16 protein-coding genes are annotated in these 15,643 nt (G+C 50.2%); 8 read left to right on the plus strand and 8 right to left on the minus strand.

The features are described from left to right. Position 1: 1 nt before the first annotated feature. From hybO to yghX, 4 genes are all read right to left on the minus strand, one after another. Complete coding sequence (gene hybO / locus ACLJXE_RS09575) at positions 2-1,120, minus strand: hydrogenase 2 small subunit (RefSeq protein ID WP_016154493.1); 1,119 nt, start codon at positions 1,118-1,120, stop codon at positions 2-4. Positions 1,121-1,308: 188 nt separating this feature from the next. After that, positions 1,309-1,596, minus strand: a complete 288-nt coding sequence (locus tag ACLJXE_RS09580) for a DUF2623 family protein (protein WP_048213218.1) — start codon at positions 1,594-1,596, stop codon at positions 1,309-1,311. Positions 1,597-1,681: 85 nt separating this feature from the next. Beyond that, a complete protein-coding gene (locus ACLJXE_RS09585) occupies positions 1,682-3,322 on the minus strand; it encodes a methyl-accepting chemotaxis protein (protein WP_410750737.1) in 1,641 nt (546 codons plus the stop codon). A gap of 215 nt (positions 3,323-3,537) precedes the next feature. Further along, positions 3,538-4,425: a YghX family hydrolase gene (gene yghX / locus ACLJXE_RS09590; RefSeq protein WP_410750848.1), complete on the minus strand. Its 888-nt coding sequence runs from the start codon at positions 4,423-4,425 to the stop codon at positions 3,538-3,540. A 155-nt stretch (positions 4,426-4,580) separates the two neighbouring features. Here yghX and ACLJXE_RS09595 point away from each other — a divergent pair, with 155 nt between their 5' ends. Further along, positions 4,581-5,621, plus strand: coding sequence for an aldo/keto reductase (locus ACLJXE_RS09595; RefSeq protein ID WP_410750738.1), 1,041 nt, complete (start codon positions 4,581-4,583; stop codon positions 5,619-5,621). Between the two features lie 77 nt (positions 5,622-5,698). Here ACLJXE_RS09595 and ACLJXE_RS09600 read toward each other — a convergent pair whose 3' ends face one another. Next, a complete protein-coding gene (locus ACLJXE_RS09600) occupies positions 5,699-6,202 on the minus strand; it encodes an ESA_00282 family adhesion-associated protein (RefSeq protein ID WP_333908952.1) in 504 nt (167 codons plus the stop codon). Between the two features lie 103 nt (positions 6,203-6,305). Between ACLJXE_RS09600 and ACLJXE_RS09605 the strand changes: the two genes are divergently transcribed. Both ACLJXE_RS09605 and ACLJXE_RS09610 read left to right on the plus strand, forming a co-directional pair. Next, positions 6,306-6,710: a hypothetical protein gene (locus tag ACLJXE_RS09605; protein ID WP_410750739.1), complete on the plus strand. Its 405-nt coding sequence runs from the start codon at positions 6,306-6,308 to the stop codon at positions 6,708-6,710. A 1-nt stretch (position 6,711) separates the two neighbouring features. Further along, positions 6,712-7,119 (plus strand): hypothetical protein, encoded by a 408-nt coding sequence (locus ACLJXE_RS09610; protein WP_005123132.1) that lies wholly within the window; start codon positions 6,712-6,714, stop codon positions 7,117-7,119. A gap of 74 nt (positions 7,120-7,193) precedes the next feature. Here ACLJXE_RS09610 and exbD read toward each other — a convergent pair whose 3' ends face one another. Beyond that, positions 7,194-7,619 (minus strand): TonB system transport protein ExbD, encoded by a 426-nt coding sequence (gene exbD / locus ACLJXE_RS09615; RefSeq protein ID WP_048213224.1) that lies wholly within the window; start codon positions 7,617-7,619, stop codon positions 7,194-7,196. A gap of 6 nt (positions 7,620-7,625) precedes the next feature. Further along, positions 7,626-8,360 (minus strand): tol-pal system-associated acyl-CoA thioesterase, encoded by a 735-nt coding sequence (gene exbB / locus ACLJXE_RS09620; RefSeq protein WP_410750740.1) that lies wholly within the window; start codon positions 8,358-8,360, stop codon positions 7,626-7,628. Positions 8,361-8,611: 251 nt separating this feature from the next. Here exbB and metC point away from each other — a divergent pair, with 251 nt between their 5' ends. Next, entirely contained in the window at positions 8,612-9,799 is a 1,188-nt protein-coding gene (gene metC, locus ACLJXE_RS09625) for a cystathionine beta-lyase (RefSeq protein WP_410750741.1), read from the plus strand. A gap of 131 nt (positions 9,800-9,930) precedes the next feature. Continuing rightward, entirely contained in the window at positions 9,931-10,590 is a 660-nt protein-coding gene (gene yghB, locus ACLJXE_RS09630; protein ID WP_137382572.1) for a DedA family general envelope maintenance protein YghB, read from the plus strand. Positions 10,591-10,681: 91 nt separating this feature from the next. Here the strand turns inward: yghB and ACLJXE_RS09635 are convergent, their stop codons facing one another. Further along, positions 10,682-11,581 (minus strand): AraC family transcriptional regulator N-terminal domain-containing protein, encoded by a 900-nt coding sequence (locus ACLJXE_RS09635; protein ID WP_410750742.1) that lies wholly within the window; start codon positions 11,579-11,581, stop codon positions 10,682-10,684. A 193-nt stretch (positions 11,582-11,774) separates the two neighbouring features. On the opposite strand from ACLJXE_RS09635, the gene yqhD reads away from it, so the two are divergent. The 3 genes from yqhD to ACLJXE_RS09650 all read left to right on the plus strand — a co-directional run bounded on the left by yqhD (position 11,775) and on the right by ACLJXE_RS09650 (position 15,638). Next, positions 11,775-12,938, plus strand: coding sequence for an alcohol dehydrogenase (gene yqhD, locus ACLJXE_RS09640; RefSeq protein WP_410750743.1), 1,164 nt, complete (start codon positions 11,775-11,777; stop codon positions 12,936-12,938). A 229-nt stretch (positions 12,939-13,167) separates the two neighbouring features. After that, complete coding sequence (gene dkgA, locus ACLJXE_RS09645) at positions 13,168-13,995, plus strand: 2,5-didehydrogluconate reductase DkgA (protein ID WP_286629492.1); 828 nt, start codon at positions 13,168-13,170, stop codon at positions 13,993-13,995. Positions 13,996-14,183: 188 nt separating this feature from the next. Continuing rightward, positions 14,184-15,638 (plus strand): DASS family sodium-coupled anion symporter, encoded by a 1,455-nt coding sequence (locus ACLJXE_RS09650; RefSeq protein ID WP_410750744.1) that lies wholly within the window; start codon positions 14,184-14,186, stop codon positions 15,636-15,638. Positions 15,639-15,643 lie beyond the last annotated feature (5 nt).

A 15,643-nucleotide genomic window follows, 5' to 3' on the forward strand; every position in this document is an offset into this window, starting at 1 on the left:
GTTATTCTCCCCGTGAGTCAGCGTTATCTTTCTTCTGCTGACGCCCCAGTTCACGTACCGCCATCACGCTGACGCCGGCAACCAGTCCTACTACGCCGCCAAGCAGCCCAATAGCCCCAGCTGAAATGTTGCCGCCTTCTTTCATGTTGACATCAGGCTTCTCTGAACGCGGGGTTTGGTTTTCCACATGGGCGAGCTGGTGAATACCTTTATGGAAACCGACGCCTTCTTCGTTACAGCCGTAGCAAGGATGACCGATCGCCACCGGCCACACACCGCCAACATCACAGAATTGCAAGGTCGAGCAGTTACCGTACGTTTCTGGCCCTTTACAGCCCAGATGATAGAGGCACCAACCTTCGCGGTGGCCTTCATCGCCGAACTCTTTAGCAAAACGGCCGGCATCAAAATGCGGGCGACGTTCGCAGTGTTCGTGAATCAAACGACCGTAGGCAAATGTCGGACGGTTTTTGGTATCCAGCTTCGGCGGCTTACCGTAAGTGATGATATGCGCGACCGTGGCGAGGAAGTTATGCGGGTTAGGCGGACAGCCTGGAATGTTGATGATGGTTTTGCCTGGCAGAACTTCTTGCAAGCCGACTGCACCCGTTGGGTTCACGCCAGCGGCAGCTACACCACCCCATGCGGCACAAGAGCCGATAGCAATGATAGCTGCTGCACCTTCGGCCGCTCTGCGGATGTGATCCACAATTGGCTCACCGGCAACCATGCAGTAAATACCATTATCTTTTAGCGGGATAGAACCATCTACCACCAGAACATATTGCCCTTTGTACTTCTCCAGAGCGTTATGTTTGTTCTCTTCGACCTGGTGGCCAAAGGCGGCAGAGAGTACCTCATGGTATTCCAGAGAGATGGTCTCCAGAACGAGGTTTTCCACTGTAGGGTGTGTCGCGCGAAGCAGAGATTCAGTACAACCCGTACACTCCTGAGCACCAATCCAGATAACCGGTGGGCGCTGAGGACGAGAAACTGATTCGGCCATTTCTGCGGCGGCTTTGCTACTGAGCCCCATGGTAGCGGCCAGTGCTGCACAAAGCTTCATGAAATCACGGCGATTGATGCCGTTCGAATTGATGAGAGAATTATCTCCAGTCATTTTATTGTTATTCCGTTGCGAAGACCTGGCTTTTATTTTGCACCATTCGCATGTTGCTTATTGCGATCGGCGCGCCATTACCACACTTTTTATATGGTTATGTGCATTATAATACTTCGGCGGAGCAACAAAACGAAGGCGTAGGTCAATAGTGTAATTAATTAAAGCAAGATAATACCCCTTTTGGATCAAGCTTCGAGCCGATAGCCAGCCATGAAAAACCGAATTGTTGTACTCGACTGGTTCTCTTTGAAGAAATCCATCACCATCTCTTTATCCAGCCCATAACGACGCGTCAGGATCCCCGCTTCCCATGCGCTGAGCTGTCGGTCACCCGTTTTTTCAAACATTCGATGTGAAAAACCCAGAACAAAACCGCGTTTATAATCTGAACAAAAATTCGCCACTGAACGAGCACTGTCCGCACTTGAGGCGTTCAATCCGGCCATCAGGCCCTTACCAAAATGGTTGTCCATGCATAACCTCCAATCGCTATATAATAAATTATATAGCGATTTTTTAAACAAAGGCCAGAGGTATCACGCACTTTTTTGTGCCAGATTAAAAGGACACCCACTCGTCCGTTTTAGGCGCTGCAGAGGTTCTGCTTTCTACGGAGGGGGAAGCGGTATTTGTCGATGCATATTGCACATCATTGGCTGAAAGCCGGAATTGCTGTACAGAGCGTTGCAGCTCTTCCGTTTGCCGTTCCAGCGCCACTGCCGCTGCGGAGACTTGTTCTACCAACGCGGCATTCTGCTGCGTCACGCTGTCCATCTGAGTGATCGCAACGCTGACCTGCGAGATACCTTTATTCTGCTCTTCAGAAGCAGAGGCTATTTGTTTCATGATAACGGTGACTTCGGTCGCACCGCGTAGAATCGCTTCCATCGTTAACCCGGTCTCTTTGACCAGTCGAGCCCCCTGATCGACACGGCGTGAAGATTCACCGATTAATGTCTCAATCTCTTTTGCCGCTCCGGCGCTACGACTGGCGAGATTACGGACCTCCCCCGCCACCACAGCAAAGCCACGTCCCTGTTCACCAGCCCTGGCCGCTTCAACGGCGGCGTTGAGCGCCAGAATGTTGGTCTGGAAAGCAATGCTATTAATGACGGAGGTAATTTCTGCTATCTGTTTAGAACTGGCAGCAATACCGTCCATGGTGTCGACCACTTCAGAAACCAACTTGCTTCCTTTGCCTGCCGTTTCTGTTGCGGTATCGGCAAGCTGGCTGGCCTCACGCGCATTTTCGGCGTTAAGTTTTACCGTTGCGGTTAGCTGCTCCATGCTGGCTGCGGTTTCTTCCAACGCTGCCGCCTGCTCTTCAGTACGGGAAGAGAGATCGTTATTGCCGGTAGAAATTTCCGTAGCGCCTCGCCAGATGTTGTCACTGCCTGAACGAATCGTACTTACGGCTTCACGCAGGCTGTCCTGCATCGCGCACAATAAAGGGACCAGTTGGCCTACACAGTTCCGGCCGAATTCTTCAATCGGATGGCTGAGATCGCCCTGGGCAATCTGGCGGAACTGCTGGCGAATACGACCGAGAGGTTTCACCATCATGGTAACGAGGTAACGATCGGTGAAGAAAAGGAGGGCAATCCCGAGGATAACGGCAGTAATAATCAGTGTCCGAATGATCGACGTTTTACCGTCTACCATAATACGCGTCGCATCAAGTCTCTTTCCGGCTGTGGTATTAAACCGTTCAGCGCTGGCACCAAATTCACGGCTCAGTGCGGGCGTAATCGTGCTGGCATGTTCCGAAAACGCCGTAAGCGAGCTCTGCTGCGCCAACTGCATTTGCGGTATCACGCCTTTATCCAGCAAAGCTTGCCACTTAGCCAGCACCGCTGCTGAAATTTCCGGGTCCATCGGCCCGGGAGATAATGTTTTCATCTCCTGGAGCTTCTGGCTCAGATTATCCAGCGATTGCTGGGCAGGTGTAAAATCAGGCGTTCCACCACCAATTTTGACATCCACTGCACGGCTCAGGCGTGTCACAAAGCGGAAGTACTGATCGTTACCCTGACTCAGCACCGTCATCTGTTTGACGAGATGACGATCAATATCAGTCCCTTCTGATATTTTTGATAACGCATGAAGACTGAATAAACCCACGCCCGACCAGAGCAGGCAAAAAAGTCCAAGTATTGCCAGCATGACAATACGAATAGTGAAGTTTTTCAGCAAATACATAATAATTTCCTTGCCATTGATGAAGAATTCGCCATCAGGCGATACTTCCCCTTGTTATCGGCAGGCAATGAAGAAGATATAATACGTTCTTTATTTTTTTACTTTTTTAAGTCTGTCTATTATCCCTGCTGGTCATATCAATATGAATGTTAATGAAATTAGGTAGCATTATTATTCAGACAATTAACCTGGGGCTGTAAATAATGCGTTGTTTTTCATAACAAATATTTATCAAACCAGGCAAGAGTGCGTTCCCAGGCTAAATCAGCAGCTGCTTTATCATAACGGGGTGTCGAATCGTTATGAAAACCATGATTAACACCGGGATAGATATATGCTTGATAGATTTTCTTATTCGCTTTGAGTGCAGCTTCATAAGCGGGCCAGCCTTCATTAATTCGTGTGTCTAGTTCTGCATAGTGTAATAATAAAGGCGCATTAATTTTAGGGACATCGGAAGCAGGAACCTGACGCCCATAAAAGGGCACCGCACAGGCCAGTTCAGGGAAAGCAACAGCCGCTGCATTCGCCACACCACCACCGTAGCAAAATCCAGTGATCCCCACCTTTCCCGTCGTCATCGAATAACGCTGCATAAATTCAATAGCAGCAAAAAAATCATTCATCAGCTTAACGGGATCAACCTGCTGCTGTAATTCCCGGCCTTTATCGTCATTGCCGGGATAACCTCCCAGTGAACTTAATCCATCGGGTGCCAGCGCAATATAACCCGCCTTCGCCACCCGCCGTGCAACATCCTCAATATACGGATTCAAACCGCGATTCTCATGTACCACAATCACTGCCGGAACGTTCCCCGTCAGCTTCGCGGGTTTCACCAGATAACCTCGCACATCACCATGCCCATCAGGCGATGGATAGGTAATGTATTCTGCCAGAATATCGGGATCGGTAAATTCTACCTGCGTTGCCAGGGCATAATTCGGTTTCAGCAAATTGAATAGCGCCAGCGCTGTCATGCCACCTACCGCATATTTCGCCGCCAGATTCAGAAACTCTCGTTTAGATATTTTGCCATGAGCATAATAATCATAGTAATCGAGTAACTCCTGCGGAAAGTCTTTAGCAGTCAAACGTGGCATGGCCGCACTCCTGAGTGATGTTTTTTTAAGCAAAGCACAGTGATCTGTTTTTGCCCAGTTTTTCATCCCAATGTGACCTGGTGAACGGGATATTCACCACGAACCCGCTAAAATAGAAACGTTGTTTTGAAATTCACCTGCACTAAGGAGATCTCATGGCCTGGTTTGCCAATCCTGAACGTTATGAGCAAATGCTCTATCGCTACTGTGGTCGCAGCGGCTTGCGCTTGCCCGCGCTGTCGCTGGGTTTATGGCACAGTTTTGGACACGTTCAAGCTCTGGATTCACAACGAGCACTGCTACGAAAAGCATTTGATTTAGGGATCACACATTTTGATTTAGCCAATAACTACGGCCCGCCTCCGGGCAGTGCTGAAGAGAACTTTGGTCGATTACTGCGCGAGGATTTTGCACAATATCGTGATGAATTGATTATCTCGACCAAAGCTGGTTACGACATGTGGCCGGGGCCGTACGGTTCTGGCGGCTCACGCAAGTATCTGCTGGCCAGCCTCGACCAGAGCCTCAAGCGTATGGGTCTCGACTACGTCGACATTTTCTATTCGCACCGCGTTGATGAAAACACACCAATGGAAGAGACCGCTTCCGCGCTGGCCCATGCCGTGCAAAGTGGCAAAGCGCTGTATGTCGGCATCTCATCTTATTCTCCAGAGCGCACGCAGAAGATGGCCGAACTGCTGCGGGAATGGAAAATTCCGCTGCTTATCCACCAGCCATCCTACAACCTGCTTAACCGCTGGGTAGACAGCAGCGGATTGTTGGATACGCTGGAATCCAACGGGATGGGGTGTATTGCCTTCACCCCGTTGGCCCAGGGGCTGCTGACAGGGAAATACCTCAACGGTATTCCTGATGGTTCCCGCATGCAGCGTGAAGGGAAAAAAGTCCGTGGACTGACGGAAAATATGCTGACGGAAGCAAACCTCAGCAGTCTGCGTTTGCTCAATGAGATGGCTCAACAGCGTGGGCAGTCGATGGCGCAAATGGCGTTAAGCTGGCTACTAAAAGATAACCGGGTCACATCGGTATTAATTGGCGCCAGCCGACCTGAGCAGTTAGAAGAGAACGTTCAGGCACTGGCAAACCTGACATTTAGTGCCGAAGAACTGGCACAGATCGATAAACATGTCGCTGACGGCAAACTCAATCTGTGGCAAGCCTCATCAGACAAGTAACGATCTGACCATTACGCCGGGTGTAGCCCTACCCGGCATAATGGTCTGCTGATGAGAGTGGGCAAGTAAATCTCGCCTCACACCTCGTCCTCTTTGATCAATGGACGCTGGTATTCCGGCCACACCAGCGCGACAAGTGCAGGATAGGCTTCCAGGCTGAACTCCCTGAAGCACTGCCGCAAGTTAAGCACATCCAGATCGGCGTGCGGGACTTTCTCCCCACTGAGGCAGCGCTTTTTGATATTGTCGTAATACTTATAAACCGCAGAGTTAAGATCGCTACAACGCCGCTGTGCGTCAAAGAGCCCGGGCGTTTCATTCAGCTCCACCATAGTCATCCGCTTGACTGTGGAGTGGATAAAATCGATATATTCGTGATTGACTCGCCAATACCATACCGGAGTAATCGAATTCATCAGGGCAGAAAAATGATCTTCTCCCTCTTCTTTACTTAGCATTTCCGGCTGGTGCTGTGCGTTAACATCTTCTGCATAACGGTTTTTATTTGCACTACGCATTAGCAAAAGTACCCCGCAGGTAAGCAATAGCAGGGTAATAACAGAATAAAATATACTGTTCATAGCAGGCTCCATTTTTTTTGATTTTAAAATTACCCCATGCTATTGTCAACGCGGCCTACCTTATTAAAAACATCATATTATTGGCAGCAAAGGATATTTCAACATGCTTCCCGAGCATCTTGTTCCCTCTCGTTTTCATTTATCTGCACCCCCAAATAATACAAACACCACAGAAAATAGTGAAAATTTGACTCAGGGAAAGATAACGCTAAGTGATTACGAATCAGAAGTTTTGATTAGCTCCGCAACTACCGGTCAGTCCCGGAATATGTTATTTGAAGAGTGCGATCGTCATTTAAAAGAGCGTCTTTTCCGCGCGGCAAAAATTGAGTCATTTACTCGTCTGCTCAATTCATTACAGGCGGAAGGTGACATTAACGCCCAGGAATTAAGTAAAATTCTGGCCCAAAAAACAGCCATGATAAATGAACAAGGCAACAAAATTTGGCTTAATTTAATTACTCGCGAAACCAACGATCCTATTTTTTATTCTCTGGAAGAGAAATAAAATGAAAGATGTTGAAGATAATAATGTTTATTTGGCTTTAGATAACCACAAAAGTGATGAGTTTGTCTTAAAACAAAATCTGTCTGTGTTGATAGCCAATAAAAACGCGACGCTGGAAAGCCTTGCTCAAGAGATGGTTTCTATACCCGCCGCGCTGGTGCGGATGAAATGGCAAAATCGTCATGAAATCTACGCCCTGCAAGCCAAAGAAGAGATTTACGGTGCCACTATCGAGGCCATCATCGCTCAGCAGCCAGAATTACGGGACAAAATCATGGCCCGTCTGGAAAGCACATACCAGCATCTGCTTGCGCGTGAAACAGCCACATTGCGCCTGACCCGTAAGCTATCCGAAGGGAACTATGAGCCCACAAAAATCACTACGGTTGCGTTGGACGAGAACAGATAAGGCAAAAGACGTACAGGGGAGTAATAGCAGGAGAAGCTTGCCGGGTAAGGTCAACCTGTACCCGGCAACAAGAGTTATTTGGCTTTCACGGTCTCTTCACCGACCAAACCAATCTTCAGGTAGCCCGCCTGATGCAACGTATCCATAACCTTCATCATGGTTTCGTAGTCAACGGTTTTATCTGCCCGGAAGAAGATAGTGGTGTCTTTCTTGCCTTCAGTTAGCGCGTTTAGCTCGTTAATCATCGTCTCATCGGTTACCTGATCGTTACCAATAAACATGGTGTTATCGGCTTTTACTGACAGGTAAACCGGTTTTTCCGGACGCGGTTGCGGCGTACTGGTAGATGCGGGGAGATTCACCTTCACATCCACGGTTGCCAGTGGCGCTGCCACCATAAAGATGATCAACAATACCAACATGACGTCGATAAACGGCGTCACGTTGATGTCATGCATTTCACCGTTATCATCCAGGTTTTCATTAAAGCTCATTGCCATGGAACATTACCCTACACGTAATTTCTGCGCAGCACGTACCGGGTGTGCAGACGCGCTTGCACTCAGGTCCAGGTCACGACTTTGCAGCAACAGCACCTGCGCCGCGACATCGCCCAGCATCGCTTTATAGCTGCCAATCTGACGAGCAAAAATGTTGTAGATAACAACAGCAGGAATTGCCGCAACCAGACCGATCGCGGTCGCTAACAGTGCTTCTGCAATACCTGGAGCAACAACAGCCAGGTTGGTGGTTTGGGTTTGTGCGATACCGATGAAGCTATTCATGATGCCCCATACTGTACCAAACAACCCGACAAATGGAGAGATAGCCCCGATGGTTGCCAGGTATCCATTACCCCGCCCCATCTGACGACCAACTGCGGCAACGCGACGTTCCAGACGGAAACCGGTACGCTCTTTGATCCCTTCGTTGTCATCACTGCCTTCTGACAGTTCCAGTTCATTCTGCGCTTCATTAATCAGCAGAGAACCCAGGCTTTTGGCATCGAATCCAGCGGCAATCTCACTTGCCTGATCTAAAGAGCGGGCATCTGCCAGCATCTGCTGTTCACGATTAAGACGGCGCTTCTGCGTAAAGAACTCAAGGCTCTTACTAAAGAAGATAGCCCAGGTGATCACTGACGCCAAAATCAGCCCAATCATCACGCACTTAACCACGATATCGGCGTGCTGATACATACCCCAGACGGAAAGGTCCGTCTGCATCAAATTATTACCCACTCTGTATCTCCAGGACGCAAATCACAAAATCTGAGCGTAATCATATCAAAACGACGTCGAATTGATAGTCGTTCTCATTACTATTTACATAGTGCCGCACCTTTGGTTTCTTTTCCTTGCGCTCACGCAGTAAAAAAGTCCCCCGAAATCGATTTGAGAATATTTTGTACTTTATGGCTATTCTGCAGGACGCGGCAGATGAGATTCATGCTAGTTTAGACATCCAGACGTATAAAAATAGGTAATACAACATGGCAGATAAGCAGCTTGAGACCAAACTCGTTCACGCCGGGCGTAGTAAAAAATACACGCTGGGTTCGGTAAATAGCGTGATCCAGCGCGCGTCTTCACTGGTATTCGACACCGTTGCGGCGAAAAAACAGGCGACGCATAACCGCGCAAACGGTGCCCTTTTCTATGGACGTCGCGGCACGCTGACGCATTTCTCACTGCAGGAAGCGATGTGTGAACTGGAAGGCGGAGCGGGCTGCGCCCTGTTCCCTTGCGGTGCAGCAGCCGTTGCCAACACCATCCTTGCCTTTGTTGAACAAGGCGATCATGTGCTGATGACAAACACCGCCTATGAACCCAGCCAGGATTTCTGCACTAAGATACTGGGCAAGCTTGGCGTGACAACCGGCTGGTTCGATCCGCTGGTCGGCGCGGATATTGTGAAGCATATACAGCCGAACACTAAAGTTGTTTTTCTTGAGTCTCCAGGTTCTGTCACCATGGAAGTTCATGATGTTCCAGCTATTGTTGCCGCAGTCAGAAGCGTTGTGCCGGACGCTATCATCATGATTGATAACACCTGGGCTGCGGGCGTGTTGTTCAACGCGCTGGATTTCGGTATCGATATCTCAATTCAGGCCGGGACGAAATATCTGATTGGTCATTCTGACGGCATGGTTGGGACAGCGGTATCCAATGCCCGTTGCTGGGATCAACTGCGTGAAAATGCCTATCTGATGGGACAAATGCTGGATGCCGATACCGCCTATATGACCAGCCGCGGATTGCGGACGTTAAGCGTTCGCCTTCGCCAACACCATGAAAGCAGTTTAAAAGTCGCCGAGTGGCTGGCTGACCATCCGCAGGTTGCCCGCGTGAATCACCCGGCACTTCCCGGCAGCAAGGGACACGAATTCTGGAAACGCGACTTTACCGGTAGCAGCGGTCTGTTCTCATTTGTTCTGCATAAGAAGCTAAATAATGAAGAACTGTCTGCGTACCTGGATCACTTCAGCCTGTTCAGCATGGCCTATTCCTGGGGCGGTTTTGAATCGCTGATTCTGGCTAACCAACCGGAACACATCGCGGCAATTCGTCCGGAAGGTAAAGTGGACTTCAGCGGAACGCTCATCCGTTTACACATCGGTTTAGAAAATGTTGACGATCTGATTGCCGATTTAGCCGCAGGATTTACCCGAATCGAGTAACATTGCCGCAGATGGACATATATGCAGACACTTCTGGTGGAAAAGTCTGCAATTGTTGCGTCCGGGATCAAGGCATCCCGGACAATTCAGGAGTACAATCCACCTATAAACGCTGTTCCACAGGAAAGTCCATGGTAGTCATTCAAGATATTATCTCCGCGCTCTGGCAACATGATTTTGCCGCGCTGGCGGACCCACACGTCGTGAGCGTGGTGTACTTTGTGATGTTCGCCACGCTGTTTTTAGAAAATGGCCTGCTGCCCGCCTCCTTTTTGCCCGGTGACAGCCTGCTATTACTGGCAGGAGCGCTGATTGCTCAGGACGTGATGAGCTTTTTACCTACCATAGCGATTCTGACTGCCGCTGCCAGCCTCGGTTGCTGGCTGAGCTACATTCAGGGGCGCTGGCTGGGCAATACACGAACAGTGAAAGGCTGGCTGGCACAATTACCTGAAAAATATCATCAGCGTGCTACCTGTATGTTTGACCAACACGGGTTGATGGCACTACTCGCCGGACGTTTCCTGGCGTTTGTACGCACCTTGCTGCCGACCATGGCGGGGATTTCAGGGCTGCCTAACCGTCGTTTCCAGTTTTTTAACTGGCTGAGCGGCCTGCTGTGGGTCACGGTGGTCACCAGTTTCGGCTATGCGCTCAGCATGATCCCGTTTGTTAAACGCCACGAAGATCAGGTAATGACCTTTTTAATGATCCTGCCAATCGCCCTGCTAACTGCAGGTCTGCTGGGAACGCTGTTCGTGGTGATTAAAAAAAAATACTGTAGCGCCTGAGCTGCGTCCGTAGGCCGGGTCCCCTCCCGGCATTTCGCCTTATGGCGCGCAGCTTTAAGGCCTACAGTAAACCTGTCTGACCGACAAGAGATCAACTCCCCTGCATCATCCTAATTCTGGCTGCATCTTCCCCTGGCGTGACGCCAAAGTAACGTTTGAACTCCCGACTAAACTGCGATGCACTCTCATAACCCACGCGCATTGCCGCCGCACTCGCTTTCATCCCATCATGAATCATCATCATCCGCGCTTTATGCAATCGATAGCTCTTCAGATACTGCAATGGTGAAGTACTGGTCACCGATTTAAAATTATGATGGAACGCCGACACGCTCATATTGGCCTCTGCCGCTAATTGCTCAACATTGAGATTTTCGGTGTACTTGGTTTCAATTCGCTTCAGCACACGGCTTATCAAACTGAAATGTGTCTGGCGACTGACCAGCGCCAGTAAGGCTCCTCCACGTGGCCCGGTCAGCACGTGGTAGAGGATCTCACGAATAATCTGTTTTCCCAGAATACGTGCATCCAATGGCCGCTCCATCACATCCAGCAGACGTTCCGCTGCACAAAGAATTTCATCGGATAGCGTCGCCGAATTAATCCCGCTTGCCGCCATTGCGGGCTGGAACAGCTCATCCTCCCCAATATCCATCAGCAATTCCTGCAATTGCAGGATATCGACGTTCAGGCGGATACCCGCCAACGGAACGTCCGGTGTCGCATAAGTTTCACATTCAAAGGGTAAAGGTACTGTTAGCAGTAAATATTCGTTGGCGTCATAGCGAAAGACACGCTCGTTGATATAACCAATTTTATGTCCTGAAAAGAGAAATATGATGCCAGGCTGATACATCACTGGTGTGCGCCCCCCTGGTTCAGAGCCATACAGTAAGCGAATATCAGGCAGCAGATCATTTAATTTATTCTCATTATTTTTCAGCTGATTAATTTTATCTGTCAGCAGGAGACAGATCTCATCACGGTTCATAGGGCACCATTTCATCATTGATTTGCAACCTTGATATAGTGCGCACTTTTATCTCTTTTCTCCAGTAGTCTGTAGAAATGGGCAAGACATCGGCAGAAATGAGCATTGAGAGGAACGCTTCTGACGACCACAATGTTCACCATCAGGCAGACACTCGCCTGCCCTCTTTTTTACCCACACAAGGTAACGAGCAATGAACAACTTTAATCTCCATACCCCAACCCGCATTCTGTTTGGTAAAGGCGCGATTGCAGAACTGCGCGACCAAATCCCCCAGGATGCTCGCGTACTGATTACCTACGGCGGTGGTAGCGTGAAAAAAACAGGTGTTCTGGCACAAGTTCAGGACGCACTGAAAGGTCTGGATGTGCTCGAGTTTGGCGGTATTGAGCCGAACCCATCCTATGAAACGCTGATGAACGCGGTAAAAATTGTCCGTGATGAGAAGGTGACATTCCTGCTGGCGGTAGGCGGCGGTTCTGTTCTCGACGGCACCAAATTCATCGCCGCTGCAGCACAGTACGCTGACGGCATCGATCCATGGCGTATTCTGGAAACCCACGGCAATGACGTAAAAAGCGCCATCCCAATGGGTTCCGTATTAACCCTGCCAGCAACCGGTTCTGAATCTAACTCCGGAGCGGTAATTTCGCGTAAAACCACCGGCGATAAGCTGGCCTTTATGACCCCGTTTGTGCAGCCGGTTTTTGCCGTGCTGGATCCGGTTTACACCTACACCCTCCCGCCGCGTCAGGTGGCAAACGGTGTGGTGGATGCATTCGTTCATACCGTTGAGCAATATGTGACTTATCCGGTTGACGGCAAAATTCAGGATCGCTTTGCCGAAGGCATTCTGCTGACGCTTATCGAAGAAGGTCCAAAAGCATTACAGGAGCCGGAAAACTACAACGTGCGTGCTAACGTCATGTGGGCAGCCACTCAGGCACTGAACGGGCTGATCGGTGCAGGCGTACCGCAGGACTGGGCAACCCATATGCTGGGTCACGAACTGACGGCAATGCACGGACTCGACCACGCTCAGACGCTGGCAATCGTCCTGCCTGCATTGTGGAATGAAAAACGCGATACCAAGCGTGCCAAACTGCTGCAATACGCAGAGCGCATCTGGAATATCACTGAAGGCTCCGAAGACCAGCGCATTGATGCCGCGATTGCCGCCACCCGTCAGTTCTTCGAACAAATGGGTGTACCGACTCACCTGTCTGACTACGGTCTGGATGGCAGCTCCATCCCGGCACTTCTGGAAAAACTGGAAGCGCATGGCGGCACGAAACTGGGTGAACATCAGGACATCACGCTGGACGTCAGCCGCCGGATTTACGAAGCTGCCCGCTAAGGTTTTTTGACCTCTGACTTTCGTTTTTGGCTATTTATACTCTCAACAATTCGAGTTGCATAAAGCCGGCAAAAGAGAGAATCCCCTGGAGCTGACAGAAGTAAGTGACAGGGGTGAACAAGTGCAGCCAACGCATATACAGCTTGAAGTATGACGAGTATAGGCCAGACTTAAATCACACCTAACTTACCGGGGCTTGCCCCGGTGAACTCAATTAAGGGGGGGAATTATGACCGGTCCAACCATTATCAAGCTACAGGATGGTAACGTCATGCCGCAACTGGGCCTGGGGGTCTGGAAGGCAAGCAATGAAGAAGTCATCTCCGCCATTCATAAAGCGCTGGAAGTCGGTTATCGCTCTATCGATACCGCTGCGGCGTACAAAAACGAAGAAGGTGTCGGCAAAGCATTACGCAATGCGGGCGTACCACGCGAAGAGTTATTCATTACCACCAAGCTGTGGAATGATGACCAGAAGCGCCCACGGGAAGCATTGCTCGAAAGCATGGAGAAACTCCAGCTCGATTACCTCGATCTCTACCTGATGCACTGGCCTGTCCCGGCGATTGATCACTACGTTGAAGCGTGGGAAAACATGATCGACCTGCAAAAAGAGGGGCTGATCAAGAGCATCGGTGTGTGCAACTTTCAGATCAACCATCTCCAGCGCCTGATGGATGAAACAGGTGTCCCCCCGGTGATTAACCAGATAGAACTGCATCCACTGATGCAGCAACGCCAGCTTCACGCCTGGAACGCAACACATAAGATCCAGACTGAGTCCTGGAGCCCGCTGGCGCAGGGCGGTAAAGATGTATTTGATCAAAAGATCATTCGCGAGCTCGCTGAAAAATATGGCAAATCACCGGCGCAGGTCGTCATTCGCTGGCATCTGGATAACGGTCTGGTTGTCATCCCGAAATCCGTCACCCCTGCCCGTATCGCCGAGAACTTCAACGTCTGGGATTTCCGCCTGGATAAAGACGAACTCGGTGAAATTGCAAAACTCGATCAGGGTAAACGCCTGGGCCCTGACCCGGATCAGTTCGGCGGTTAATCTCTCCTCTCCAGCCCGGCATTCCCGTCGGGCTTTTCTCCTGTCGAAATATTAAGAAACAATAAACGCGCAAGTATAGATGTATTTATGGCACATCCACGTGCAGCATTACGCGACATAACTTACTAATTATTAATTAATAATATTAATTTCATTAATACATCACAAATATCTATAGGTGCGTGACCATGGCGGAAAAAACACAGCATGGCGTCAAATGGCTCCCATTAATTCTTATATTATTGATTTCTGCCGGGCTCTGGCAGCTTACCCCACCCAGTGGGTTAAGTGCGCCAGCCTGGCATTCAGCCATTATCTTCGTTGCTACCATTGCTTCTATCGTGGCAAAAGTTCTGCCTATTGGCGCAGTCGGCATTATCGGTATTACCGTTTTTGCCCTCGCTTATGCTGCCGGGGATAAAACCGCCAGCGGTGCTATTACCACCGCACTGAGCGAACTGAACAGTTCGCTGATCTGGCTGATTGTCGTCGCCTTTATGATTGCCCGCGGGTTTATCAAAACCGGCCTCGGTCGACGTATCGCGCTGCAGATGATCCGTCTGCTCGGAAAACGTACCCTGGGACTCGCCTACGGACTGGCGTTTGCGGACCTGATACTTTCCCCAGCAATGCCAAGCAATACGGCACGCTGTGGCGGCGTCATCTACCCGATAGCTGACTCTCTGGCACGCAGTTTCCATTCAAACCCGGAAGATGAATCCCGCAATAAAATCGGCACCTTTCTCATCACCTGTATTGGCAATGTCAATGATGTCACCGCCGCGCTCTTTATGACCGGCTATACCGGCAACCTGTTGGCAGTAAAACTGGCGGCCAACGCGGGGGTCACACTGACCTGGGGCAGTTGGTTTATGGCGGCGCTGCTGCCTTGTCTGGTCTCGTTGCTGCTGGTTCCACTCCTGGTTTACTGGCTGGTACGTCCGGAAATCAAACACACGCCGGATGCCCCTAATCTGGCGCGCAAAGAACTGGCAGAAATGGGCCGTATGTCACGCGGTGAATGGCTGATGCTGGCGACTGTCGGCGTCCTGCTGGTGCTGTGGATTTTTGGTGATACGCTGGGTGTCGACGCCACAACCGCCTCATTTGTTGGCTTATCCATCTTGCTGCTCAGCGGCGTTCTGAGCTGGGAGGACGTCAAAAGTGAGAAAGGCGCATGGGATACGCTGATCTGGTTTGCCGCACTATTAATGATGGCGAATCAGTTGAAAAAGCTGGGCTTTACCACCTGGTTTGGCAACCTGATTGGCGATAGCCTGAGCAGTACCATGCATGGAACCAGTTGGGTGGTTGTCCTGCTGCTGCTCAACGCCGCGTACTTTTATACCCACTACTTTTTTGCCAGCGGTAATGCGCAGATTGCGGCGCTGTACGCCGTTTTCCTTGGCGTCGGCTTGCATTTGAATATTCCTGCAGCGCCTACGGCGTTGATGTTGGCCTTCACCAGCAGCCTGTACTGTTCCCTCACTCAGTACACTCACGCCCGCGGCCCGATTCTGTTTGGTGCCGGGTACGTCCCGACAGGGGTCTGGTGGCGAACAGGATTCATCATCAGCCTGTTTAATCAAGCCGTCTTTATCACCGTAGGGCTGATGTGGTGGAAGATGTTGGGTCTGTACTAAACTCA

This window comes from Citrobacter sp. U14242 (assembly GCF_046555775.1).
GTDB lineage: Bacteria > Pseudomonadota > Gammaproteobacteria > Enterobacterales > Enterobacteriaceae > Citrobacter.